The organism is Ruegeria sp. HKCCD6647-2, from assembly GCF_057221075.1.
The window spans coordinates 140,009-161,965 of sequence record NZ_JBWVBD010000005.1 but is presented as its reverse complement, the minus strand read 5'-3'; the positions used below and the strand labels follow the sequence as shown (position 1 = coordinate 161,965).

At 58.2% G+C, this 21,957-nt stretch carries 25 protein-coding genes; 16 read left to right on the top strand and 9 right to left on the bottom strand.

Annotated elements, in window-relative coordinates; all coding sequences use genetic code 11:
- The first annotated feature begins 1 nt into the window (after position 1).
- From secF to AC2TDJ_RS14640, 8 genes are all read left to right on the top strand, one after another.
- On the top strand, positions 2 to 970 hold the full coding sequence (gene secF / locus AC2TDJ_RS14675) for a protein translocase subunit SecF (RefSeq protein ID WP_480843194.1): 969 nt from the start codon (positions 2 to 4) through the stop codon (positions 968 to 970).
- A complete protein-coding gene (locus tag AC2TDJ_RS14670; RefSeq protein WP_480843193.1) occupies positions 963 to 1,709 on the top strand; it encodes a sulfite exporter TauE/SafE family protein in 747 nt (248 codons plus the stop codon). Before secF ends, AC2TDJ_RS14670 begins: the two co-directional genes overlap by 8 nt.
- 9 nt (positions 1,710 to 1,718) lie before the next feature.
- Positions 1,719 to 2,072 (top strand): Mth938-like domain-containing protein, encoded by a 354-nt coding sequence (locus tag AC2TDJ_RS14665; RefSeq protein ID WP_480843192.1) that lies wholly within the window; start codon positions 1,719 to 1,721, stop codon positions 2,070 to 2,072.
- Between the two features lie 67 nt (positions 2,073 to 2,139).
- The gene (ccmA, locus tag AC2TDJ_RS14660; RefSeq protein WP_480843190.1) at positions 2,140 to 2,754 is read left to right on the top strand and encodes a heme ABC exporter ATP-binding protein CcmA; all 615 of its coding nucleotides are present in this window, start codon (positions 2,140 to 2,142) and stop codon (positions 2,752 to 2,754) included.
- Positions 2,751 to 3,407, top strand: a complete 657-nt coding sequence (ccmB, locus tag AC2TDJ_RS14655) for a heme exporter protein CcmB (protein ID WP_480531669.1) — start codon at positions 2,751 to 2,753, stop codon at positions 3,405 to 3,407. Before ccmA ends, ccmB begins: the two co-directional genes overlap by 4 nt.
- A gap of 60 nt (positions 3,408 to 3,467) precedes the next feature.
- Positions 3,468 to 4,241: a heme ABC transporter permease gene (locus AC2TDJ_RS14650; protein ID WP_480843188.1), complete on the top strand. Its 774-nt coding sequence runs from the start codon at positions 3,468 to 3,470 to the stop codon at positions 4,239 to 4,241.
- Positions 4,238 to 4,396: a heme exporter protein CcmD gene (gene ccmD, locus AC2TDJ_RS14645; protein WP_480843186.1), complete on the top strand. Its 159-nt coding sequence runs from the start codon at positions 4,238 to 4,240 to the stop codon at positions 4,394 to 4,396. The genes AC2TDJ_RS14650 and ccmD overlap by 4 nt, the downstream gene beginning before the upstream one ends.
- On the top strand, positions 4,389 to 4,928 hold the full coding sequence (locus tag AC2TDJ_RS14640; protein WP_480843185.1) for a DsbE family thiol:disulfide interchange protein: 540 nt from the start codon (positions 4,389 to 4,391) through the stop codon (positions 4,926 to 4,928). The genes ccmD and AC2TDJ_RS14640 overlap by 8 nt, the downstream gene beginning before the upstream one ends.
- Positions 4,929 to 4,950: 22 nt before the next feature.
- On the opposite strand, the gene AC2TDJ_RS14635 is transcribed toward AC2TDJ_RS14640, so the two are convergent.
- From AC2TDJ_RS14635 to acnA, 3 genes are all read right to left on the bottom strand, one after another.
- Entirely contained in the window at positions 4,951 to 5,652 is a 702-nt protein-coding gene (locus tag AC2TDJ_RS14635; protein ID WP_480843183.1) for an SDR family NAD(P)-dependent oxidoreductase, read from the bottom strand.
- Positions 5,653 to 5,812: 160 nt separating this feature from the next.
- Entirely contained in the window at positions 5,813 to 7,315 is a 1,503-nt protein-coding gene (locus AC2TDJ_RS14630) for a BCCT family transporter (protein WP_480843181.1), read from the bottom strand.
- A gap of 120 nt (positions 7,316 to 7,435) precedes the next feature.
- The gene (acnA, locus tag AC2TDJ_RS14625) at positions 7,436 to 10,126 is read right to left on the bottom strand and encodes an aconitate hydratase AcnA (RefSeq protein WP_480843180.1); all 2,691 of its coding nucleotides are present in this window, start codon (positions 10,124 to 10,126) and stop codon (positions 7,436 to 7,438) included.
- 227 nt (positions 10,127 to 10,353) lie between these two features.
- On the opposite strand from acnA, the gene AC2TDJ_RS14620 reads away from it, so the two are divergent.
- Positions 10,354 to 11,052 (top strand): DUF1223 domain-containing protein, encoded by a 699-nt coding sequence (locus AC2TDJ_RS14620; RefSeq protein WP_480843179.1) that lies wholly within the window; start codon positions 10,354 to 10,356, stop codon positions 11,050 to 11,052.
- On the opposite strand, the gene AC2TDJ_RS14615 is transcribed toward AC2TDJ_RS14620, so the two are convergent.
- The 4 genes from AC2TDJ_RS14615 to purB all read right to left on the bottom strand — a co-directional run bounded on the left by AC2TDJ_RS14615 (position 11,053) and on the right by purB (position 15,490).
- Positions 11,053 to 11,976 carry a lysophospholipid acyltransferase family protein gene (locus AC2TDJ_RS14615; RefSeq protein WP_480843178.1) on the bottom strand — a complete coding sequence of 308 codons (924 nt, stop codon included), beginning with the start codon at positions 11,974 to 11,976 and terminating at the stop codon, positions 11,053 to 11,055. It lies immediately after the preceding gene.
- 133 nt (positions 11,977 to 12,109) lie between these two features.
- The gene (locus tag AC2TDJ_RS14610) at positions 12,110 to 13,198 is read right to left on the bottom strand and encodes a flagellar motor switch protein FliG (RefSeq protein WP_480843177.1); all 1,089 of its coding nucleotides are present in this window, start codon (positions 13,196 to 13,198) and stop codon (positions 12,110 to 12,112) included.
- Positions 13,199 to 13,266: 68 nt separating this feature from the next.
- Positions 13,267 to 13,809 (bottom strand): tetratricopeptide repeat protein, encoded by a 543-nt coding sequence (locus tag AC2TDJ_RS14605; RefSeq protein ID WP_480843176.1) that lies wholly within the window; start codon positions 13,807 to 13,809, stop codon positions 13,267 to 13,269.
- A 376-nt stretch (positions 13,810 to 14,185) separates the two neighbouring features.
- Positions 14,186 to 15,490, bottom strand: coding sequence for an adenylosuccinate lyase (purB, locus tag AC2TDJ_RS14600; protein WP_480843175.1), 1,305 nt, complete (start codon positions 15,488 to 15,490; stop codon positions 14,186 to 14,188).
- An 88-nt stretch (positions 15,491 to 15,578) separates the two neighbouring features.
- Here purB and AC2TDJ_RS14595 point away from each other — a divergent pair, with 88 nt between their 5' ends.
- From AC2TDJ_RS14595 to AC2TDJ_RS14575, 5 genes are all read left to right on the top strand, one after another.
- Positions 15,579 to 15,911, top strand: a complete 333-nt coding sequence (locus AC2TDJ_RS14595) for a hypothetical protein (RefSeq protein WP_480843174.1) — start codon at positions 15,579 to 15,581, stop codon at positions 15,909 to 15,911.
- Complete coding sequence (locus tag AC2TDJ_RS14590; RefSeq protein WP_480843173.1) at positions 15,908 to 16,330, top strand: DUF6314 family protein; 423 nt, start codon at positions 15,908 to 15,910, stop codon at positions 16,328 to 16,330. The genes AC2TDJ_RS14595 and AC2TDJ_RS14590 overlap by 4 nt, the downstream gene beginning before the upstream one ends.
- A 76-nt stretch (positions 16,331 to 16,406) precedes the next feature.
- Positions 16,407 to 16,994, top strand: coding sequence for a biotin transporter BioY (locus AC2TDJ_RS14585; RefSeq protein WP_480843172.1), 588 nt, complete (start codon positions 16,407 to 16,409; stop codon positions 16,992 to 16,994).
- Between the two features lie 140 nt (positions 16,995 to 17,134).
- Complete coding sequence (locus tag AC2TDJ_RS14580) at positions 17,135 to 17,695, top strand: hypothetical protein (protein ID WP_480843171.1); 561 nt, start codon at positions 17,135 to 17,137, stop codon at positions 17,693 to 17,695.
- Positions 17,696 to 17,705: 10 nt separating this feature from the next.
- Positions 17,706 to 18,029, top strand: coding sequence for a hypothetical protein (locus AC2TDJ_RS14575; protein ID WP_480843170.1), 324 nt, complete (start codon positions 17,706 to 17,708; stop codon positions 18,027 to 18,029).
- Positions 18,030 to 18,081: 52 nt separating this feature from the next.
- On the opposite strand, the gene AC2TDJ_RS14570 is transcribed toward AC2TDJ_RS14575, so the two are convergent.
- The gene (locus AC2TDJ_RS14570; RefSeq protein ID WP_480843169.1) at positions 18,082 to 19,296 is read right to left on the bottom strand and encodes a bifunctional alpha/beta hydrolase/OsmC family protein; all 1,215 of its coding nucleotides are present in this window, start codon (positions 19,294 to 19,296) and stop codon (positions 18,082 to 18,084) included.
- A gap of 241 nt (positions 19,297 to 19,537) precedes the next feature.
- Between AC2TDJ_RS14570 and AC2TDJ_RS14565 the strand changes: the two genes are divergently transcribed.
- Complete coding sequence (locus AC2TDJ_RS14565) at positions 19,538 to 19,732, top strand: hypothetical protein (RefSeq protein ID WP_480843168.1); 195 nt, start codon at positions 19,538 to 19,540, stop codon at positions 19,730 to 19,732.
- A 4-nt stretch (positions 19,733 to 19,736) separates the two neighbouring features.
- On the opposite strand, the gene dddP is transcribed toward AC2TDJ_RS14565, so the two are convergent.
- Entirely contained in the window at positions 19,737 to 21,080 is a 1,344-nt protein-coding gene (gene dddP / locus AC2TDJ_RS14560; protein ID WP_480843167.1) for a dimethylsulfonioproprionate lyase DddP, read from the bottom strand.
- A gap of 124 nt (positions 21,081 to 21,204) precedes the next feature.
- On the opposite strand from dddP, the gene AC2TDJ_RS14555 reads away from it, so the two are divergent.
- Positions 21,205 to 21,948 carry a heme-dependent oxidative N-demethylase family protein gene (locus AC2TDJ_RS14555; RefSeq protein WP_480843166.1) on the top strand — a complete coding sequence of 248 codons (744 nt, stop codon included), beginning with the start codon at positions 21,205 to 21,207 and terminating at the stop codon, positions 21,946 to 21,948.
- Positions 21,949 to 21,957 lie beyond the last annotated feature (9 nt).

The window sequence follows — 21,957 nt, the reverse complement described above, 5'->3', positions numbered from 1 at the left end:
CATGAGACTGAAACTCGTACCGCAAAACACCTCGTTCGATTTCTTCAGCCGCTGGAAGATTTGGCTGGGAATCTCCGGCCTGATGATGGTGATCGCCTTTACGTCCTTCCTTTTGCAGGGGCTGAACTTCGGTATCGACTTCCGAGGCGGGACCACGATCCGCACGCAATCCGCTCAGGAAATCGATGTCGGTGCCTATCGCGACGCTATTTCGCCGTTGGAACTGGGTGATGTGACAATCACCGAGATTTTTGACCCCACCTTCGGCCCGGATGAAAACGTGGCAATGATCCGCATACAGGCACAGGCTGATGCCGAAGCCGTCTCTGCGGCGACAATCTCGGCTGTGGAAGAGGCGCTGGTTTCCGCTGCTCCGGACATCGAGTTCGTTTCTGTCGAATCCGTTGGTCCAAAAGTCTCGGGCGAGTTGATCCAAACTGCCGTCATCGCGGTGATGCTCGCCATTGGCGCGGTGCTGGTCTACATCTGGCTGCGGTTCGAATGGCAATTCGCGTTGGGTGCGGTCGCCGCGCTGGTCCATGACGTGATCCTGACCATCGGGATATTCTCAGAGCTTCAGATCCGCTTTGACCTGGCCATCATTGCGGCGCTTTTGACCATTGTGGGTTACTCGCTGAATGACACCGTTGTGGTCTTCGACCGGGTTCGCGAGAACTTGCGGAAGTACAAGAAGAAGGATCTGAAAGAGGTCCTGAACATCTCGATCAACGAAACGCTCAGCCGGACAGTGATGACCTCGGTCACCACACTGTTGGCCTTGATCTCGCTCTATGTGCTGGGCGGGGACGTGATCCGCGGTTTTGTCTTTGCGATGATCTGGGGCGTGATCGTGGGGACGTATTCCTCGGTCTTCGTGGCCTCGACAATCCTGCTGTGGTTGGGTGTCAAACGCGACTGGTCGAAACCGTCGAATACGGCGGGCAACCAGTTTGCCAACATCGATGCCTGAGTATTTCGGCCAGTCCCCTTCGGGGCTGGCCATCATCGCGCTGGCGGCCTTCATGGGAGGGTTGGTGCGCGGATTTTCCGGATTTGGAACCGCATTGATCTTTCTGCCGGTCGCGGGCCAGTACCTGAACCCATTCAGCGCCCTAGTCGCGCTCACCTTCATGGATATATTCGGCCCGTTGCCCAACCTGCGCCGGGCCTGGCGCGCGGTCAGCAAACCGGACCTTGTACGCCTTCTGGTCGGCTGTGCCCTGATCCTGCCAGTTGGTCTGTGGTTGCTGACGCAGGTCGCGCCCGAAGTCTTTCGCTATGCGGTCAGCCTGATTTCACTGTCTATGGTGATGATCCTGATCCTGGGCCTGCGTTATCGGGGCCAGGTATCGCGAGCGATGGTCGCCTTTATTGGCGGCATGGCAGGGCTATTGGGAGGAGTCGCGGGGATACCCGGCCCGGCTGTGATTTTGTTCTACATGGCCCGTCCGCTGCCGGTTGAGGTGATACGCGCGACGATCCTTCTGTTTCTCTTTGCCTTTGACTTCCTGATCCTCGGGTATCTTTTGGGGATGGGGCGCGTCACACTGATGGCCAGTGTTCTTGGCCTGTTATTGGCGATCCCGAACATGGCGGGGAACTGGCTGGGCGGCTGGCTGTTTCGACCTGAACAGGAAAAGCTGTATCGCGGGGCGTCCTATCTGGCGATTGCGGTTGCGGCCTTGTCGGGCCTGCCACTTTGGGGCTAGAAGACCCTCATGCGCCTGAACGAAATCACCTACAACAACGCCGTTCCAATCGATGGGTATGGGCCGGGCTTTTTCCGCATCGGCGGGCAGGTTCATGAAGGGGCCGTTCTGACCGGCCCCACCGGAACAGTAGCCTGGGGCGGATATTCCGATCAATCAACGTTGCTGGAATTGTCCGACCATGTGGACGTTCTGTTCATCGGTACGGGCGCGGACCTGTCTCATATCCCTGCGGAACTGCGGATCACACTGGAAGAAGCAGGAATGGGTGTCGAGATCATGAATTCGCCTGCGGCCTGTCGCACATACAACGTATTGCTGTCCGAAGGCCGCCGCGTTGCACTGGCCCTGTTGCCGCTCTGAGCCAGACGCATGGCCTGCGGCAAATCCGACCTTTTGCCTTTGGCGGCAATCGGCTAAGCGGAACCCCATGACACTGACCGTATCCGATCTGGCCATCACCCGTGGTGGCGTGCCCGTGCTCGAAGAGTTGAACTTCGTCCTCGAGCCAGGCAAGGCGTTGATACTGCGCGGTCCGAATGGGATCGGCAAAACCACCTTGCTGCGTACTCTGGCGGGCCTTCAGCCGCCGCTGCATGGTCGGATTGAGGGGGCCGATGACCAGATTGCCTATGCCTCTCACTCGGACGGGTTAAAGCCTACGTTGACCGTGACCGAGAATCTGACCTTCTGGGCGGCTGTTTTTGGGACAAACGGTATTCAGCCAGCGCTGGACGCGTTCGACCTGAATGAATTGTCAGACCGGCAAGCGGGCAATCTGTCGGCCGGTCAGAAACGACGGTTGGGTCTGGCTCGGATGCTGGTGACGGGACGTCCGATCTGGATGCTGGACGAACCCACCGTGTCACTCGACCGCAATGCAGTGAAAATGTTTGCGGATGCCGTGCGCGAGCATCTGCGACAGGGCGGTTCGGCCCTGATTGCCACCCATATCGACCTTGGCCTGGATGGTGAGGTGCTGGATGTCGGCCCCAATAAGGCCAAACCGAAACCCATCGACGATTTTGACGGAGGTTTTCTGTGATCGCCCTTTTGTTGCGTGACCTGAAACTGGCCTTCCGCGCGGGTGGTGGATTCGGTCTGGGTCTGGCGTTCTTCCTGATTGTCACGGTGCTGGTGCCGTTCTCCGTCGGCCCGCAGTCCTCGTTGCTGTCAACCATCGCGCCGGGTGTGTTGTGGCTGGGCGCATTGCTTGCGTGCCTGTTGTCACTGGATCGTCTGCTGGCGCTGGATTGGGAGGATGGTTCGCTGGATTTGCTGGCCACCGCACCCCTGCCACTGGAATCTGTCGTGACGATCAAGGCGCTGGCACACTGGCTGACCACGGGCCTGCCGCTGGTTCTGGCCGCGCCATTTCTGGGCGTGCTGCTGAACCTGCCGGTGCCGGGTTTTTTCTGGCTGGTGATTTCACTGCTGATCGGAACCCCGGCCATGAGCGTTATCGGAACCTTCGGCGCGGCGCTGACCGTTGGTCTGAAACGTGGCGGTTTGCTGCTTTCCCTTCTGGTGCTGCCGCTTTACGTGCCAACCCTTATCTTCGGGGCCGAGGTTGCCCGTCGCGGTGCCACGGGGATGGAAACGCAAACGCCCTTGCTTATGTTGGCGGGGATCACTGCCGCAACCGTCGCTTTGCTGCCCTTTGCCAGCGCTGCGGTGCTACGCATCAATCTTCGATAACACGATCAATCTTGACTGAGGTCAATTGAGAACACCACCGAGTCGGACTAGATAAGGCCCATGTCTATCGCAGCCAAAGCCAACGCCCTCTGGGAATACGCCAACCCGAGGAAGTTCCTCGCGACCAGCGAACGGATACTGCCGTTCTTCTGGATTACATCCTCTGTGTGTCTGGGTGTTGGGCTTATCTGGGGGTTCTTTTTCACACCGGACGACTACAAGCAGGGGTCGACAGTCAAGATTATCTACCTGCACGTTCCGGCCGCGTTGATGGCAATCAATTGTTGGCTGATGATGTTGGCGACCTCGCTGGTGTGGTTGGTGCGCCGTCACCATGTCAGCGCGCTGGCTGCGCGCGCAGCTGCTCCGATCGGGATCGTGATGACCCTGATTGCGCTGGCAACCGGTGCCATCTGGGGCCAGCCGATGTGGGGCACTTGGTGGGCGTGGGATCCGCGCCTGACCTCGTTCCTGATCCTGTTTCTGTTCTATCTGGGCTATGTGGCCTTGTGGGAAGCCATCGAAGACCCGGACACCGCCGCTGATCTGACCTCTGTTCTGTGTCTGGTGGGGTCGGTCTTTGCCATCCTCAGTCGATATGCAGTGAATTTCTGGAACCAGGGCCTGCATCAGGGGGCCTCGGTCATGCGGGCGGCAGCCGTGACAGGCGCCGACACCGAGGAGAAGGTCAGCAACATCTATTTCTATCCTCTGTTGCTGTGCATCGTTGGTTTCGTGCTGCTGTTCATTGCGCTGGTGTTCTATCGCACCGGCACTGAAATTCGGGCGCGCCGGATCAAGGCGTTGCTTGCAAGGGAAAGGGTAAACGGATGATACCCGATCTGGGCAAATACTCTGATACGGTCCTGTCCGCCTATGGAGCGTCCATCTTTCTGCTGGTCGCTCTGGTGGTTCTCAGCGTGATGCGAGGGCGCAAGGTTCGGGCCGAGATGGAGAAGGTCGAGCAAAGGATGACGCGCAATGGCTAAGATTTCGCCTCTGATGCTTGCACCGCCGCTGATTTTTGGTGCCTTCGCCGTTCTGGCGGGAATTGGGATGTTCCGCGACGATCCCAACGCGCTGCCCTCTGCGCGCGAGGGACAACCCGCTCCTCCGGTGGTCCTGACCGAGTTCGCAGGCAAAGCCAGCTTTGACGATGCCACGCTGCGCGATGGCGAGGTCAAGCTTGTCAATTACTGGGCCAGCTGGTGCGCGCCGTGCCGGGTCGAACATCCCAACCTTCAGGCCCTGTCGGACGAAGGAATTCCGGTCTATGGCATCAATTACAAAGACCAGTTGGACAATGCCGAAGCCTTCCTAACGGAACTTGGTGATCCTTACCGTGCAATCGGTCGGGATGAGCAGGGCCGCATGGGGTTGGACTGGGGTGTCTACGGCGTACCCGAAACCTATGTGATCGATGGGGAAGGCACGATCATCCTGAGGTTCGCAGGACCGGTCACGCAGCGTGTGATCGAAAACACCATTCGACCCGCTTTGGAGAAAGCCGCAGGCGGTTGATCCCTGATCCGCGTTGCGCCTTTTACAGCCTGTAGCCGCCTGTTACCGACAGCGTCTCACCCGTAATGAACGCAGCATCATCCGAGGCCAGAAACCGGACTGCCCTGGCGATGTCTTCAGGCACGCCCACGCGGCCCAATGCCGTTTCCGCAACGAATATGGCAGTCAGGTCGTCTGACCGAGGCGCTTCGGGGGTGTTGATCGCACCGGGAGCCACAGCATTGACGCGAATGCCCTCTGGCCCAAGCTCTTTCGCCATAGCGCGTGTCCAGAGATTCAGCGCTGCCTTGCTGGCGCCATAAGTGGCGGCATCCCGTGGCGGCAAAACGGCATTCATGGATGAAATGCTGACGATCGCTGCACCCCGTTTCAGATGCGGTAGTGCAGCCGACAAGAGTGCAGCCGGAGCCAACAGATTCAGATCCAGAATCGCCCTGTGATCGTCGAACCGGAACTCCTCTTTGGGTGTCATCTTCACCAGACCTGCGTTGTTGACGATGACATCCAGCCGCCCAAACCGCTGTATGGTCTGCGCAATCACGGCCTCGGCTTGGTCCGGCTGTGTCAGGTCCGATTGGATGGGCAGGGCGTTTTCACATTGAAGTGGCGCCGGCGGTGGAGTGGAATTCCACGTAAAAGCGACGTTGTGATCACGGCTCAGGTCTTCGACGATGGCCCGGCCAATGCCGCGTGTTCCGCCGGTTATCAAAGCTACTTTGTCCATATCGGACAAAAGACCGGCAAAACGCCCGGGATTCAATGCCGATTTTCCTTGAATCCGCCAATGAATTTGTTGCGCCGGTTCGGGTTACCTACGCACCAGGATCCAGATCATTGCTGCGATGAAGGCGAAAGTGACCAGATTCATCAGAGTGTCCGTGAGATCACCGATCAGCATCGCGCTGCCCCTCCTCTCGCAGTCCGCGAAACAGGCAGACCATCAGCAGAACCGAGATAAATACAAAGGGTAGGGCACCCAGCGAAATCAGGATCTTCACCGAGTCCACCGAGCCCGACAGGATCATCGCAACGCTCAGCAGCCCCAGCAACGCGCCCCAGATCAGCCGAACGCGCGGGGGCGGGTTTTCATCCCCCTCTGTCGAGAATGTCCCCAGGACGAAGGCAGCGCTGACGACGCTTGTTACAATGAACAGGAACGCCGCCAGCACCGTTGCCAGTGTGGTGATCAACGATAGCGGTAGCCGGTCGAGCAGGGCAAAGGTCACGCGTTCGATATTGGTCTGGGTCAAAGCCAGCAACTCACCTGCGCCGTTCAGGGCTTCGAACAAACCGATGCCGCCGAACGCGCCGAACCAAAGGATGGAAAACAATGTGGGTGCGAACAAGACGCCGATCACGAATTCCCTGATCGTTCGACCGCGAGAGATGCGGGCGACGAACACGCCGACGAACGGCCCCCAGGCGATCCACCAGACCATATAGGTAAGTGTCCAGTCGCTGAACCATCTGGCGACGTCATCCCCGAAGAACGTAAAAGTTTGAAAGCCCCTTGGTATGACATTGGTGACGTAGTCGCCAAATCCCTGAACCACCGTGTTCAAGAGGTACTCCGTAGGGCCAAGGACCACGGTGTACGCCACCAGGCTGATGGCAATCAGCATCGCGGCGTTTGACAGGCGCGCCATACCCTGGCCCAGATCGATCAGAAGTGCGGGCACATATGCGGCAACCATTGCGACAAAAACCGTACCGATCAGTATGGCACCGACCGTATCCCGACCGCCCATGACGGCAATGCCGTCTGCCACCTGAAACACGCCCATGGCCATGGAACCGCCAACACCGATGGCTATGGCGACAATTGCCATGAAGTCCGACAGCCACCCAACGCGCTCGGCCCAGCGTTCGCCGGGGAACAGGCTTTTGATCGGCGCACTGACCATCATCCCCGTTCCGCGCCGAAAGCTGAAATAGGCGATGGTGAGGGCGGTTGAGCCGTAAATGGCCCATGCGTGCAAGCCCCAGTGAAAGTTCGTTGCCAGCATGGCTTGCTGCGCCGCGATGAAGTCCGGCGCCATGCCTGAGATGAAGTTGAAATGCGTCAGTGGTTCTGCCACCGCCCAAAACAGCAAGCCGACGCCCATCCCAGCAGAGAACAGCATGGAAATCCAGGTGACGGTGGAAAACTCCGGCTCCTCATCATCCCGTCCGAGTCGAATGCTGCCATAGGGAGAAAACGCCAGAACGAGGCATCCGATCAGCATACCAGAGGCTGCGAGCATCACGAACCATCCGCGACTGCGGAAGGTTTGTTGAACAATGCCATTTGCCCAGGTCACCAAACTCTGAATGTCGATGACGCCCCAAATCCCGATCACCGCGATGACGCTGAGTGAACAGATCAGCAAGGCGTTGGGTTTCTTCATGGCGATGAGTTTCCGCAAACCAATTCGGTCGAACAGTTTCAGATTTTCGAATGAATGGCCAGTAAACAAAAAACCCCCGGCGATTGGCCGGGGGTTTGGGTTGTTAATAGCGCTTTCGAATTACGATGCTTTGGCCAGGTTCCGCAGAACGTACTGAAGAACACCACCGTTTTCGATGTATTCAATCTCGGGCGCGGTATCGATGCGGCATTTCAGGGTGATGGTCTTCTCGGTGCCGTCACCGTAGACGATGGTGCAGGGCACTTCCTGCAGGGGCTCAACCGAGTCCAGCCCGTGGATCGAAACGGTTTCGTCGCCCCTCAGACCCAGCGTCTTGCGGGTGTCGCCGCCAGTGAATTCGAACGGGATGACGCCCATGCCAACCAGGTTCGAACGGTGGATACGCTCAAAGCTTTCGGCGATCACAGCCTTGACGCCCAGCAGCGCGGTGCCTTTGGCCGCCCAGTCACGCGAGGAACCCGCCCCGTACTGTTCGCCACCAAAGACGACAAGCGGAACACCCTGTTCCTGATAGGCCATTGACGCCTCATAGACCGAGGTCTGTTCGCCATCGGGGCCTTTGGTGTAGCCGCCCTCGACACCGTCCAACATCTCGTTCTTGACGCGAATGTTGGCGAATGTGCCGCGCATCATGACCTCGTGGTTGCCACGGCGCGACCCGTACGAGTTGAATTCGCGCGGCTGAACCTGACGGTCGGTCAGGTACTTACCTGCCGGTGTTGTCGTCGCAAAGGAACCTGCGGGCGAGATGTGGTCGGTGGTGATCATGTCACCCAGGATCAGCAGAACCTTGGCCCCGTCGATATTCGAGATCGTGCCGGGTTCGGCTCCCATGCTCTGGAAGTAGGGCGGGTTCTGGATGTAGGTCGAGGTCGGCGGCCAGTCATAGGTTTCCTGCTGCGGAACTTCGACCTCTTGCCATTTCTCATCGCCCTTGAAGACGTCTGCATATTTCGACTGGAACGCTTCGCGGGTGACGGTCTGTTCGACCAACTCGGCGATTTCCTTCTGGGTGGGCCAGATGTCTTTCATGTAGACATCATTGCCGTCCTTGTCCTGACCGACTGGTTCCGTGGTCAGGTCAATATCCAGCGTACCGGCCAGAGCGTAGACCACGACCAGCGGCGGTGAAGCCAGATAGTTGGCGCGCACATCCGGCGAGATACGGCCCTCGAAATTCCGGTTGCCCGACAGAACCGACGTCGCGACCAGGTCGCCTTCGGCAATGGCTTCCGAGATCTCCTGCTGGATCGGACCCGAGTTGCCGATACAAGTGGTACAGCCGTAACCGACAAGGTTGAATCCGATCTTATCCAGATCTTCCTGCAGACCAGCGGCCTCAAGGTAAGCGGACACGACCTGCGACCCCGGAGCCAGAGAGGTTTTGACCCACGGCTTGCGGTTCAGACCCAAAGCGGCCGCTTTGCGTGCCACCAGACCCGCACCGATCATCACATAAGGGTTCGAGGTGTTGGTGCATGAAGTGATCGAGGCGATCACGACCTTTCCCGATTCCATGGTGTAGTCTTCGCCTTTGACAGCGACTTCCTTGCCCATGGGACGCTTGAAGGTCTCTTCCATTTCCCTGGTGAAAGCGGATTTGGCGTCGGTCAGTGCAACATAGTCCTGCGGCCGTTTCGGACCCGAGATCGCGGGGACAATGGTGCCCATGTCCAGCGACAGAGTATCGGTGTAGATCGGGGCATAGTCCGCGCCACGCCAGAAACCGTTTTCCTTGGCATAAGCTTCGACCAGAGCGATGCGATCTTCGTCACGACCGGTGTTGCGTAGGTAGCGCAGGGTTTCGTTGTCGATCGGGAAGAAGCCACAGGTCGCGCCGTATTCCGGTGCCATGTTGGCGATAGTCGCGCGGTCGGCCAGTGGCAGACGGTCCAGACCTTCACCGTAGAATTCGACGAATTTGCCAACCACGCCCTTTTCGCGCAGCATCTCGACGACTTTCAGAACAAGGTCGGTGCCGGTGGTGCCTTCGACCAGCTCTCCGGTCAGTTCAAAGCCCACAACCTCGGGGATCAGCATCGAGATCGGCTGACCCAGCATTGCGGCTTCAGCCTCGATGCCGCCAACGCCCCAGCCCAGAACGGCCATGCCGTTAACCATGGTGGTATGGCTGTCGGTGCCGACCAGCGTGTCGGGGTAGGCGACCTCATCCCCGTTTTGGTCGGTGTCGGTCCAGACGGTTTGGGCCAGATACTCCAGGTTTACCTGGTGGCAGATACCCGTGCCGGGGGGCACAACGCGGAAGTTGTTGAAGGCGTTCTGGCCCCATTTCAGGAACTGATACCGCTCCATGTTGCGCTCGTACTCGCGGTCCACGTTCATCTGGAACGCGCGCGGGTTTCCAAATTCGTCGATCATGACCGAGTGGTCGATGACCAGATCAACCGGGTTCAGCGGGTTGATCTTCTGCGCGTCACCACCCAGACCCTTGATTCCGTCACGCATCGCAGCCAGGTCAACAACGGCCGGAACACCGGTAAAATCCTGCATCAGAACGCGGGCTGGTCGATAGGCGATTTCGCGCGGGTTCTTGCCACCATTGGCACCCCATTCACCAAAGGCTTTGATGTCGTCAACCGAGACCGAGAAGCCGTCATCCTCGAACCGCAGCATGTTCTCCAACACCACTTTCAGTGCGGCAGGGAGTTTCGAGAAATCGCCCAGACCGGCTTCTTGCGCGGCGGGGATCGAGTAATAGGAAATGGACTTGCCATTCACGCTCAGGCTGCGGCGTGTCTTGGCGGTATCCTGTCCGACTTTGATGGGCATCTAATGGCCTCCCTCTCAAATGACGTGGATTTTGGGATTCGCTGAGGGGTATCTGCATCACCAAGGGCGCCGGTTCAAGGTCCAACAGGCCACCTGCGGCAATTTTTGTATACCATTGCACACATTTTTTTGATTTAGACCCCTTTCAGGTCTCAAGAAACGTTGATTGGTGGGTGAAACGATATCAGTTTAGGGTCTAGGCATCGCCCATCAGACCGAGTTGCATCATGTTGAAGCCCGCCGCAGTCGCATTGGCATCGTTGATCCTTGCCCCAGTTGCAGAGGCCGGTTCCGATCCGGTCGTGGTGGAGCTTTTTACCTCGCAAGGGTGTTCGTCCTGCCCGCCGGCGGACCGGATCATGCACGATCTGGCCCGGCGCGATGACGTGATAGGCTTGGCTCTGCATGTGGATTACTGGGACTATATCGGTTGGAAGGATGAATACGCTGACCCCGGTCACACCGACCGCCAGCGCGCTTATGCGCGCGAAGGGGGGCGGACCATGATTTATACTCCGCAAATGGTGATAAACGGTCAGCATGACGTTGTGGGTGCACAGAAACGGGAACTGGATCGGATAATCAATGCGCATCTGACCGCCGCACCAGAGGCGGAAGTCAGTGCCATGCGTTCCGGTAACGAGGTCACCGTCAACGTCACACCAATCGAATTGCCCGAAGGCGAGATTTATGACGTTCGGGTCGTGCAGTATTCACCGATACGTCACGCCTCGATCCGCCGTGGTGAATTGGCCGGGCACGAGTTGGACTACGCCAATGTTGTGGAAAGCTGGCAGATTGCCGGACAATGGGACGGGGCCTCGCCGCAGAAGTTCACGGCCACTTTGGCGCATGATCTGCCGGCGGTTGTTCTGGTTCAACGGAACAGACATGGTCCGATCGTTGCAGCGGCCCGGGTCAAATAGTCAGGGCATATCCTCGGGCTGAACACCCAAACCTCTCCATGCTTTCCAGCGTCGGTGAATCCAGAACCACTGACCCATATGCTTTCTTACCATGGCTTCCAGATCGTCATTTGTGAATTGCGTCATGGTCTTTGGATCAGTGTGCGGAACGGGGTCGTGTAAAATGATCTCGAAATCGATGCCGTTGGGCTGGCGGACGGCATAGCAGGGGATTAGTTCAGCCTTGTATTTGATCGCCAACTCCGCGTTCAGAACCGACGTCACCGCCGGTTTGCCGAAGAAGGTCAGTTCCTCTCCGCCTTGCGCATGCAGATCTGAGACGATGGCGATAATACCGCCGCTTTTCAGTGAACGGACCATTTCGACCATGCCCCGGCGACCCTGTTCGAACATCGGAGAACCGGTTTTGTAGAAGGCCTCAACATACATGTCATTGAAATAGGGGTTGGCCATACGGCGATACAGGCATCCGATTGGCTTACCGTTGCGGGCCTGCAGAGCGACCCGCGCGGCAAGATAGTGCCCGAAATGCGCGGTGATAAACATGACAGGGCGGCCCTCGGCGAGCGCGTTGTCAAACGCCCCGATACCGGGGCCGGATATTTTGGCCTTGCTTTGCCGCTCGATAAAGCCTTCGGCCGAGAAATGCTCCATGATCGCCCGCCCTGCATTATCGCTGACGGCGCTGCTGATGCGATTGACTTCTTCTTCTGGCAATTCGGGGCAGGTAAGTTTCAGGTTGCGCCGCACACGATTGTTGAAACCAACAACAGGCGCCAGTGTCCTCATGATGGCGCCCATGGTCGCTATGCGACGTTCGTATGGCAGCAGACCCATCCCGCCGATCACGCCTTTCAGGAAAAGATTGGCAATGAAGTATTTTCCAAGCTCAAATCGGCTCAGTTCCGACTTTTCTGCAGGCATGGGGAGAACTCACCAGGTGTTGTGAAATACGGCACCAGACATACAGTCGCTGCCAATCGTTCACAAGTGTTCGTAAGAGTGCATCACCCGTGGGTGGCCGAGATTGCAGCCAGAGAGAGCGAACGTGCCGCGCTCAATCTGCGTCGTCCTCTTCAATCAATGCGATCGCGCCTTCATCCAGCAGCCCTCGGATGGTTGCGACAATGCTTGACATGGCCGCCTCGGCGTCCGCCTGCTTGACCTTGCCGCGCTCGGACATCTCTTCGCGCAAGTTATCGGCCATGCGAGAGGACATGTTTGACAGCAAGTAATCTGCAGCTGCCCGATCGCCTTCGGTGTTGGCTCCGGCCAGTGCCGTCACCAATGCCGGTTGCTCGACACTGCGCAAAATCGCCGGGACATCGCGGGGCTGAATGCGGGTCGGGATATGGGAGAAGATGAATATTGATCTTCGTACCGTGCTGGCAAAATCCGCATCCTCTTCGTCCAGAGCCGTCAGCAATCCATCCCTTGTGGTCGCTGCCGACTGGTTCAGGATCGCCCCCACGCGCGCGCCCGGACCATCCTTGAAAGCCGGGGTAGGGCGCTGATCCAGCTGGGCGGCCAGAGACCAGCCAATCCGTTCCACGGCCTCTGGTGTGACATTGGCGGTTTTCGACACCGCATAGGTGATCCGCCGCGCCGTAGGGCCGGGCAGATGACCCAGCAGCTGAGCGGCCATTGCGGTTTCGAGCTTCGACAGCATGACAGCGGCGACCTCAGTGCTTTCGGCCTGCGCCATTTTGGCCAGATCTTCCACCGGAACCTCGCGCAACCGTTGCCAGGGGTCGCCGATTTGCCGGACACCCGCCACCTTGCGCAACCGAGCCGCTGTCGCTGGCGCGATCTTGCCATTCACCGCATCCAGCGCGCCCGCAAGACCGTGGGGAAAAGACAGCCCGACGCTGTCCAACGCGTCGGCGAATTCCCGTGCCACCGCTGCCAGCGTGACCCTGTCTACCAATCCCATGCGCCCCAATTGATGGGTCAGTTGTTCCTGAAGCGGATCGGGTAATTCTTCCAGCGGTATGTCCGCGCCTTCATTCAAAAGCAGCCGCACAATGACGGCTGCTTTCTCTCTGTTGCTCAGAGAGCGTGGAACAACCTGAGGCGCGTCATCCGTTTCAGCGACCGGTTTCTGAGCACCCGGCGCCACCTGTACCAATGCCTTCGTATCCTGCATCTGCCTGTCATGTCATTTTGAGCGTCACCAGGCAGATTACGGAGAATCGGGTAAAGAAACCTTGAACCTCAGTAGCTGTAGGTCAGTCCCGTCCGGATCGCATCGCGCAGCGACGCTTCGGCCCATGTCCCTTCACCGCCACGCGCCTTAATTTCACGCCACTGCGCAATCGCCAGATCGGTTTTTCCTTCGGAAACAAAGCCCTGACCCATATAGCTGCGGGCCAACAAATTGTCCGGGTTGGTGGCAATGGCGTTTTCATAGAATGCGTTCGCCAGTTCCAGCTCCCCCAGTTTGCGGTAGGTGAAACCCCAATAGGTCAGAACACGGTCGTCGTTCTGGTCCATGATGCGCAAAATGCTCTGAGCGTGTTCATACTGGCCGTCATAAGCCAGTTCGCGCACGGCATCATACAGTTGCTCTTCGGAAAAGTTTGTCTTGTTTGGTTTGACACACCGCCCCCTTGCCTCGTCGTAGACGCGGCCAAACAGGCATTTCTTGGTGGTATTGGTGGGCTTTGGCGGGCTGCTGTCTCCGCCGCCTGCGGCATGAGCGACAGGTGCAAAGGCAAATGCTTGAAGGGCAATTGCTGAAACTAATACAAGGCGCATTTTCCTACTCCGTATTCGGGGCTGCTGTCAGAAGAATAGTGCGATCTTCAAGAAAGCTAACAGCCCGTCGGTCGCTTTTATTCACAAGTAGGAAAGAAAATTGTCAGCTATTGACTATTTTCATGCAGGTTTGGGATTCGGTATCCCAGAATGTGCCTTCTGCGCAGGATTGGGTTTGCTTTGTATGCGCGCTGCAGGCAAGCCCGGCCGAGGCAACACAAACCAACGCCAATGAGCAGAGAAGAGTTCGGATCATGGTGTTTCTCCTTTGCGGAAAATGCACCCAGATCATATCCGATTTTTGCCGATCTGGCAAAGAACAAGGCCCAATCGGCGAATTGCGGCCGGGCCCTGGGGCAATCATGAAATCCTCGGCCTATTCGCCGAAGACGCGTGCAAAAATCGTGTCGACGTGTTTGGTGTGATACCCGAGGTCGAACTTTTCCTCGATCTCTTCGGTGCTCAGCGCGGCGGTCACGTCGGGGTCACCCAGTAGTTCGGTTTTGAAGTCCTTGCCTTCTTCCCAGACCTTCATCGCGTTGCGCTGCACCAGCCGGTAAGCGTCTTCACGGCTGACACCGGCCTGGGTCAGAGCCAGCAGTACGCGCTGACTCATCACCAGACCGCGGAACTTGTTCATGTTGGCCAGCATGTTTTCGGGGTAGACGACCAGCTTGTCGACCACGCTGGTCAGTCGCGACAGGGCGAAATCCAGTGTCACGGTGGCGTCGGGGCCGATGTTGCGCTCGACCGACGAGTGTGAGATGTCGCGCTCGTGCCACAATGCCACGTTCTCCATCGCGGGCACCACGGCCATACGGACCAGACGCGCCAGACCGGTCAGGTTCTCGGTCAGCACAGGGTTGCGCTTGTGCGGCATCGCCGAGGAACCCTTTTGGCCTTTCGAGAAGAACTCTTCGGCCTCCAGAACTTCGGTGCGCTGCATGTGGCGGATCTCGATGGCGATGTTCTCGATGCTGCTGGCGATGACGCCCAGAGTGGCAAAGAAGGCGGCGTGGCGGTCGCGCGGGATGACCTGAGTGCTGATCGGCTCAGGCACCAGACCCAGCTGGTCGCAGACATGTTCTTCAACGCGGGGGTCGATATTGGCGAAGGTACCGACCGCGCCGCTGATCGCGCCGGTGGCGATTTCGGCACGCGCGTCGCGCATACGGGACAGATTGCGATCCATCTCGGCGTAAAAACGGGCGAAGGTCAGACCCATGGTGGTCGGCTCGGCGTGGATGCCGTGGCTGCGGCCGATGCGGACGGTGTCCTTATGCTCGTAGGCGCGACGCTTCAGGGCGGCCAACAGACCTTCAAGGTCCGCGATCAAGATGTCTGCGGCGCGGGTCAACTGCACATTGAAACAGGTGTCCAGAACGTCCGAGCTGGTCATGCCCTGATGCACGAAACGCGCCTCTTCGCTGCCAATATGTTCGGCCAGATGGGTCAGGAATGCGATGACATCGTGCTTGGTGACCGCTTCGATCTCGTCAATGCGCGCCACGTCGAATTCTACATCTTTGGCTTTCCACACTGCCTCGGCGTTTTCGCGCGGGATGACGCCAAGATCGGCCATTGCATCGCAGGCGTGCGCCTCGATCTCGTACCAGACGCGGAACTTGGTTTCGGGCGACCAGATGGCGACCATTTCAGGGCGGGAATAGCGGGGAATCATTGGCGGCAGCACCTTTTTATGATTGGGATTAGGCGTTGGCGCGGGGTTTAAACCCGCGCGCTCAAGGGAACAAGGCGCGAGTGCGGGTATGAGACGGTTTGCCCTGATTATGTCGATCTGGCCGGGTATTTTGACGGCCGAGGAGTTTCGCACGCTGACCGGAGAAGAAATCCTGGCGGCGCTGTCGGGGCAAAAACTGGATTACGGCGAAGGCATCTGGCAGACCTTCGATGAAACCATGCTGACGCAGTATTTCTCGGGGCGCCCCAGCGCGGGCCGTTGGACGGTGCGCGAGGATCGGTATTGCTCGCTTTGGCCGCCTGCGGACCTGTGGGCCTGTTACGACATACAGCAGAACGGAGACACTATCCGGTTCATTGACGATAGTGGCAACACGACAGACGGGACCATCGTCAAGTGACGTTGCCACAGGGTCTGGTGGATTTTGCAGGTGACTGGCGCCTTACGCGCACAATTCGCGACGCCAGGGCAGGGCACGTGATTCACGCCGAGGGGCAAGCGACGCTGCGCGCGGCGGATGCCGGGCTGGTCTACGAAGAAAAAATGACTCTGCACATCCCAAACCAGCCCGCCGTCAAAGGCACGCGAACGTATCTGTGGCGCGAGGTCGGGGACGCGATCGCGATCCATTTCGACGACGACCGCTATTTTCACACCTTGCAATTGGGTTTATCGCACCCGGAAGACCATCACGACTGTCCCCCGGACAGCTACGACGCGCGATACGACTTTTCCCAATGGCCGCGATGGGAAGTCCGCTGGATAGTGTCGGGACCCAGAAAGTCCTATGAAATGGATACTCGGTACATGCTGCGATAGCGTAATCATCTTGCAGTGGAAGCCGTGACAGGGCATTTCTTACGCAGAGTCCTGGTTCTCTGAGGGAGAAAACACCATGAATGCAAACGTCTTGGCCAATGCAATTGGCCCGCGCGAAGGAACAGCTCTGCGTGTCAAACAGGTGGTTCTGGTGGCTCTGGGTATCGTAGCCCTCGCCATCGCCGCCAAGATCAAAGTGCCGATGTGGCCGGTTCCGATCACCATGGGAACCTTTGCCGTGCTGACAATCGGCACCGCCTATGGCGCCCGCTTGGGTCTTGCAACCATGCTGGGTTATCTGCTGATCGGCGCGTTGGGTTTTGACGTTTTCGCCGGCTCGTCGGCCGAAAAATTTGGTCTGACCTACATGATGGGTGGCACCGGCGGTTATCTTGTCGGTTACCTGCTGGCCACGGTTCTGCTGGGCGCGCTGGCGGCGCGTGGCTGGGATCGGTCGGTTGGCAAACTGGCGCTAGCTCTGCTTCTGGCCAATGTCCTGATCTATGTTCCGGGCCTGCTGTGGCTGGGCCAGCTATATGGCTGGGACAAGCCGATCCTGGAATGGGGTCTGACGCCATTCCTGCTGGGGGACGCGATCAAGCTGGCTCTGGCTGCGCTGCTGATCCCGGGCCTGTGGAAACTGGTGGGCAACGCACGCGCCTGATTCAGCTGCCTAATGGAATTTTTTGAACCAGCGCCCGACATGTTTCGGGCGCTGTTTTTTTGCCAGCCCAACGTATTTCTGGACAAAACGCATGTAGGCAAGCCAATCTGAAGCCTGAGAAACGATCAGGTTATTGAGATATGCGTATTTTATTTGGTTCAGCACTCGTCACCTGCGCCGCGTTGTGGCTGGGTGGCGTGGCTCCGTCCTGGGCCGATACACCGGTGACATATACGGACCAGGGCCGGGCACTGTTTCGCTTTGAAGTTCCCGACTTCTGGGCGTTGCGGACCGGCGGGCCGCGTGAAATCGAGGATACTGAACTGGGCGATTCCAGGGGCGTGGCGCGGGTTATGGGGGTCCGGCCGATCACAGACGACAATGTCTGGATGGGCTTCGTTTCGCCCGCTGGCGTAGCGACCATCAATGACGGACTGCAGTATCTTGAAGATATCGACAAGTTTCTGGTGAAAGAGCCAACCGTAACAAGCACCAGTGACACCCGGATTGGCGGCCTGCCCGCGCGGGTGATCCGAGGAACCGGAACCCGCGACGGGCGCGGCATCAACTTTACCGCCACGGTAATCGACCTGCCGCGCAACCGTGTGGCTGTTATCGTCGCCATCCTGCGCGACGGGGCGGATCCGGGCTATGTCGATGTGATGAATGATGTGTTCGCGTCATTCCGGTCCGCGCAGTGAGGAGGTTCAGATGACACGCAAAATCCTCGGACGCGCTGCATTGGCACTTGCGCTTGGTGTTTCGACTTTCACGCTATCGGCCTGCGACGGAGTCACGCTGGGGGTCGGCGTGGGGTATGGGTACGACCCGTTCTACGACTCGATGCTGTGGAACGATTATTACCATGACGTAGACGTGGATGTGAATCTGCCTGATCGCCCACGGCCACCCGAAGGCAGACCACCTGCGCGTCCCACGCCACCGATCGCAAAGCCGCCGGCACGACCGCGTCCTCCGGTTGCGCGCCCACCCGCTGCGAGGCCACCGATACATCGCCCGGCACCGCGTCGGTGATAACGATCAAACGGGCCGCATATGCGGCCCGTTTCTTTTGAAGGAAGCGCTCCTAAGCAAGTAGTTCCGTCGTGATATGTGCCGAGCCTTCAAGGGTGCGGTGCACCGGGCACTTGTCCGCAATTTCCAACAGCTTGGCTTTCTGGTCCTGATCCAGAGGACCTTCGAGGCGGATTTTGCGGCGGAATTGGTCCACTTTGCCGTCTCCGTTCAGGCCAGCATCCTGTGCGTGGACCTTGTCGTGACACACATCAACGGTGATCCCGGTCAGTGGCCAGCGTTTGCGTCGGGCATACATTCGGATTGTCATCGACGTACAGGCCCCAAGACCCGAGGCCACAAAACCATATGGTGACATGCCCCGGTCGGTTCCGCCATACGACGCAGGCTCGTCCGCAACCGCGTGGTGGCGCGGTCCGGACTGAATGTCCTGCAGAAACCCGGCGGGGTCGACCTCGGTCACCCGAACGACGCCTTCGGGGGCGCCGGGAGGCGGGGCCGGGGGCGACAGCTTGACATAACGTGACACCCAGGCTGCGATCACTTCGGCGGCGTATTCAGCATCCGCAGGGCGCGTAATCAGGTGGTCGGCATCGTCGAGGGTTACGAAACTCTTGGGATGCTTTGCTGCCAGAAAGATGGTGCTGGCGTTGTCGATGCTGACGGTTTCATCCCGCGGCGCATGCAGGATCAGGAGCGCGGCCTTAAGTTCGGTGATGGCCTGTGTCAGTGCGGTTTCCGAAATGTCATGCACAAAGGCCTTTCCGATGCGGAACGGGCGGCCGCCCAGCATGACCTCGGCACTGCCTTCCTGCTCAATCTCGGGCAGTGCTGCTTCGAAATGATGAGAGACGTGGCTTGGGTCGGCTGGTGCACCCAGTGTAACGACTGCCTTGACCGACGGGATGCCCGCGCGTGCACGCAGCACCGCCGCGCCGCCAAGCGAATGCCCGATCAGAAGGTCCGGGGCCATGTTCCGGCCTGCCAGATACTGTGCGGCGGCGATCAGGTCTTCGACATTCGAGGTAAAGGTCGTATTGGCGAATTCGCCGTCGGAATGGCCTAGCCCGGTAAAATCGAAACGCAACACCGCGATACCCATTGCGGCCAGACGCGCCGATATACGGCGGGCAGCGGGAATGTCCTTGGAGCACGTAAAACAATGCGCAAACAGTGCTGTAGCAAGAACCGGCCCATCCGGAAGATCAAGTCGCGCGGCAAGCTGGTTGCCGTCATGACCGGCAAATGTGGTGCGTTCGGTGGGCATGGCAATTCCTTACATCTCGGGTTGACGACAATACTGTGTACATAAGGCGGACGTCTCAACCCCTATGTAAGAAGCGTCACAGGAAGGTGAGTATGGTGCGAGCAAACGATCAAGTCCGGTATTTAAGCGTTTTTCAAAGCTTCACGTTTTGTGATTTGAATGTCGTCAAATATTCGATTTTATTAAGCTGCGAACGCACTCATGTTAAGGCCATCCGAATTTGTCAGCCAAGGAGGCCTAAATGGCAAATACTGCTTCAGCCCCGCAAAACGGGCTTGTCCGCCCGGATCTATTGGTCATGATTGCCGTGGCCGGTGTGATCGGGTTCACGCTTGGTCAGCTCTGGCCTGCGAGCAATCCAACTACACCGCAAGTGATTGATACGGCACCAGAAGACTGGCACGGCAATGTCCGGCGGTCGAATTGGTCGAACTGATACTCTAGGCCAGCCCCATCAAATGCGGATCAAAAGGATATTTGGTCAGGTTCTCATAACCATCCTCGGTAATGAGGACCTGATCTTCCAGCTTGATCGAGAAATCTCCGCCAACTTCGCCGACGCAAGCCTCAACACACAAGACCATGCCGGGTTCCAGCGGGTAATTAAATGAACCCTCGACCGCCTTATCGGGATAGGCAACCAACGGCCACTCATCGCACAGGCCGACACCGTGCATCAGACAGCCGTATTTCTGCGCCTGAAACTTGTCGTCCAGCTTATGCGCATTGGCCGTCAGTTCCGGGATCATGACACCGGGTTTCAGCATTTCCATATTTGTCATGATATGCTCATGCGCGTGTTGCATGGCATAGATCATGTCCTCGCGCGGTTTTTGGTCGCCGATCCACCATGTGCGAGAGATGTCGATACAGATGCCGTACGAGCCAATCAGGTCGGTATCAAAAGCAATGATCTCATTCTGTTGCGTGATCCGCGGGCCGCATTCCTGAAACCATGGGTTCGTACGCTGGCCCGAGGCCAGAAGACGGGTTTCGATCCATTCACCACCACGGCGAATATTCTCGGCGTGAAGAACCGCCCAGATGTCGTCCTCGGAGGTTTTGCCGTTCCCTACATTGGTGCGGGCAAACTTCTCCATCTCTGCCACAGCCGTTTCGCAAGCGTGGCTTGCGCATCGCATGGCCAAAATTTCATCCGGGCCTTTGATGGCGCGGGTCTTTTCGGTCAGCTCTTCGCCTTCCATGATTTCGAAGCCCTGCGCCTCGAGCGCACGCAGGCCATGCAGCATGATCTTGTCCACGCCCAGACGCTTGTTACCGCCGCCGTGCTCGTCGATCAGGACGCGCACCTCGTTCGAGAAGACATCTGCTGCGACATCCACCTTGTCCCCGCGGTCGAAGTAAAACAGGTCTGCGCCCGAGCGTTGTTCGCGCACCAGTGGGTTGAACTTGGACAGGAAGGGCGAGTTCTTGTAATCCCAGATCACCATGTATCCGTCGGCACACAGCAGCACAGCCCGGAAGGGGTTGTGTGTATTCCAAAGCTGCATGTTGGTGCTGTCGGTGGCATAACGGATGTTCAGCGGGTCGAACATCAGCAGCCCGCCATACCCCCGATCAACAATCCCCTGGGTCAACCGTTTCCAGCGATGCTCGCGCATGTTTTCGAGGTTCGGTAATGTCAGGCCCGCAGCAGCCCATTCCGAGAAGGCCAGTTGAGTCGGCCCGATCTCGATCCGGTCGTTATCGTTCGGTGTACCGTCGCCAAGCACAGACCCCCGGGTCGGGTCAATCTTGCGGGTATCCCTGTAGTGCCGGTTCATGGCGCGCCTCCTTACCTGTTGGCCCGAGGGTGAAGAAACACGGAATTGCCGTCGCGGTGTTTTGCGACGAGGCGGGAGTCGCTTTTAGACCGACAGGTAACAGATTGAATGATAGACCAGTCTCATGAAGACCATTCTACAGACCCAAATCCCTTACGATCCGCTTGTTGAACAAAAGTTGCCCGGTATTCAGCCTGCAACTATGGCAACCTGGCTGCACCGGGACGAGGCTTTTGCGGCACAGATGAAACTCCGCGAATCCTTGCTGGAAACGCGCCGCGACGAAGTTCTGGCCTTGGACCTATCCGCAAAACCAGCGGCTCAGGAGCTGCTGGAAACCGTTCTGCTGCACGCCTATCCGGGTGCCTCGGAGCGGGCCACTCGCGCGGACGGAGTTACCGTTTTCATTGATCGGGACAATCCGCTGGAGACCCTGTGCCAACTGGTGCAAGAGGATTTCTGCATTCTGCAAAAGCAGGGCGATGAACATGTTCTGACCGGAGCCATACTGTGCTTTCCCGCCAGTTGGCGTCTGTCCGAGAAATTCATGCGGCCGTTGATTGGAATTCACCAGCCCGTCGAAAGTTATGACGCCAATATCGCCCGTCGGGTTCAGCGAATGTTCGATGGCATTCAGCCCGGTCGTCCGTTGTGGCGGTTCAACGCGCTTTGGTATCAGGACGCTGAGCTATTTCAGCCTCGCCGCGCCGAGGATCCGCGCAAAATCCGGGATCGGGGATCAGCCCGTTACCTGCGCAGCGAACGGCAAACTCTATTGCGGTTGCCGCAGACACAGGCCGTTGTGTTTTCGATCCACACCTATGTTTTGCCCGCTGAACAATTGGTAAAAATGGAAAACCCCGCCTGATGGCGGGGC

Excerpts from the sequence above, each read along its gene's own strand:
- acnA (WP_480843180.1), bottom strand. The coding sequence starts at position 10,126 with ATGCCCATCAAAGTCGGACAGGATACCGCCAAGACACGCCGCAGCCTG.
- AC2TDJ_RS14620 (WP_480843179.1), top strand. The coding sequence starts at position 10,354 with ATGTTGAAGCCCGCCGCAGTCGCATTGGCATCGTTGATCCTTGCCCCA.
- AC2TDJ_RS14605 (WP_480843176.1), bottom strand. The coding sequence starts at position 13,809 with ATGCGCCTTGTATTAGTTTCAGCAATTGCCCTTCAAGCATTTGCCTTT.
- purB (WP_480843175.1), bottom strand. The coding sequence starts at position 15,490 with ATGATTCCCCGCTATTCCCGCCCTGAAATGGTCGCCATCTGGTCGCCC.
- ccmD (WP_480843186.1), top strand. The coding sequence starts at position 4,238 with ATGATACCCGATCTGGGCAAATACTCTGATACGGTCCTGTCCGCCTAT.
- AC2TDJ_RS14635 (WP_480843183.1), bottom strand. The coding sequence starts at position 5,652 with ATGGACAAAGTAGCTTTGATAACCGGCGGAACACGCGGCATTGGCCGG.
- AC2TDJ_RS14585 (WP_480843172.1), top strand. The coding sequence starts at position 16,407 with ATGAATGCAAACGTCTTGGCCAATGCAATTGGCCCGCGCGAAGGAACA.
- AC2TDJ_RS14580 (WP_480843171.1), top strand. The coding sequence starts at position 17,135 with ATGCGTATTTTATTTGGTTCAGCACTCGTCACCTGCGCCGCGTTGTGG.
- AC2TDJ_RS14640 (WP_480843185.1), top strand. The coding sequence starts at position 4,389 with ATGGCTAAGATTTCGCCTCTGATGCTTGCACCGCCGCTGATTTTTGGT.
- AC2TDJ_RS14575 (WP_480843170.1), top strand. The coding sequence starts at position 17,706 with ATGACACGCAAAATCCTCGGACGCGCTGCATTGGCACTTGCGCTTGGT.
- dddP (WP_480843167.1), bottom strand. The coding sequence starts at position 21,080 with ATGAACCGGCACTACAGGGATACCCGCAAGATTGACCCGACCCGGGGG.
- ccmA (WP_480843190.1), top strand. The coding sequence starts at position 2,140 with ATGACACTGACCGTATCCGATCTGGCCATCACCCGTGGTGGCGTGCCC.
- AC2TDJ_RS14615 (WP_480843178.1), bottom strand. The coding sequence starts at position 11,976 with ATGCCTGCAGAAAAGTCGGAACTGAGCCGATTTGAGCTTGGAAAATAC.
- AC2TDJ_RS14665 (WP_480843192.1), top strand. The coding sequence starts at position 1,719 with ATGCGCCTGAACGAAATCACCTACAACAACGCCGTTCCAATCGATGGG.
- AC2TDJ_RS14610 (WP_480843177.1), bottom strand. The coding sequence starts at position 13,198 with ATGCAGGATACGAAGGCATTGGTACAGGTGGCGCCGGGTGCTCAGAAA.
- AC2TDJ_RS14670 (WP_480843193.1), top strand. The coding sequence starts at position 963 with ATGCCTGAGTATTTCGGCCAGTCCCCTTCGGGGCTGGCCATCATCGCG.
- AC2TDJ_RS14650 (WP_480843188.1), top strand. The coding sequence starts at position 3,468 with ATGTCTATCGCAGCCAAAGCCAACGCCCTCTGGGAATACGCCAACCCG.
- secF (WP_480843194.1), top strand. The coding sequence starts at position 2 with ATGAGACTGAAACTCGTACCGCAAAACACCTCGTTCGATTTCTTCAGC.
- AC2TDJ_RS14565 (WP_480843168.1), top strand. The coding sequence starts at position 19,538 with ATGGCAAATACTGCTTCAGCCCCGCAAAACGGGCTTGTCCGCCCGGAT.
- AC2TDJ_RS14630 (WP_480843181.1), bottom strand. The coding sequence starts at position 7,315 with ATGAAGAAACCCAACGCCTTGCTGATCTGTTCACTCAGCGTCATCGCG.
- AC2TDJ_RS14570 (WP_480843169.1), bottom strand. The coding sequence starts at position 19,296 with ATGCCCACCGAACGCACCACATTTGCCGGTCATGACGGCAACCAGCTT.
- AC2TDJ_RS14595 (WP_480843174.1), top strand. The coding sequence starts at position 15,579 with ATGAGACGGTTTGCCCTGATTATGTCGATCTGGCCGGGTATTTTGACG.
- AC2TDJ_RS14555 (WP_480843166.1), top strand. The coding sequence starts at position 21,205 with ATGAAGACCATTCTACAGACCCAAATCCCTTACGATCCGCTTGTTGAA.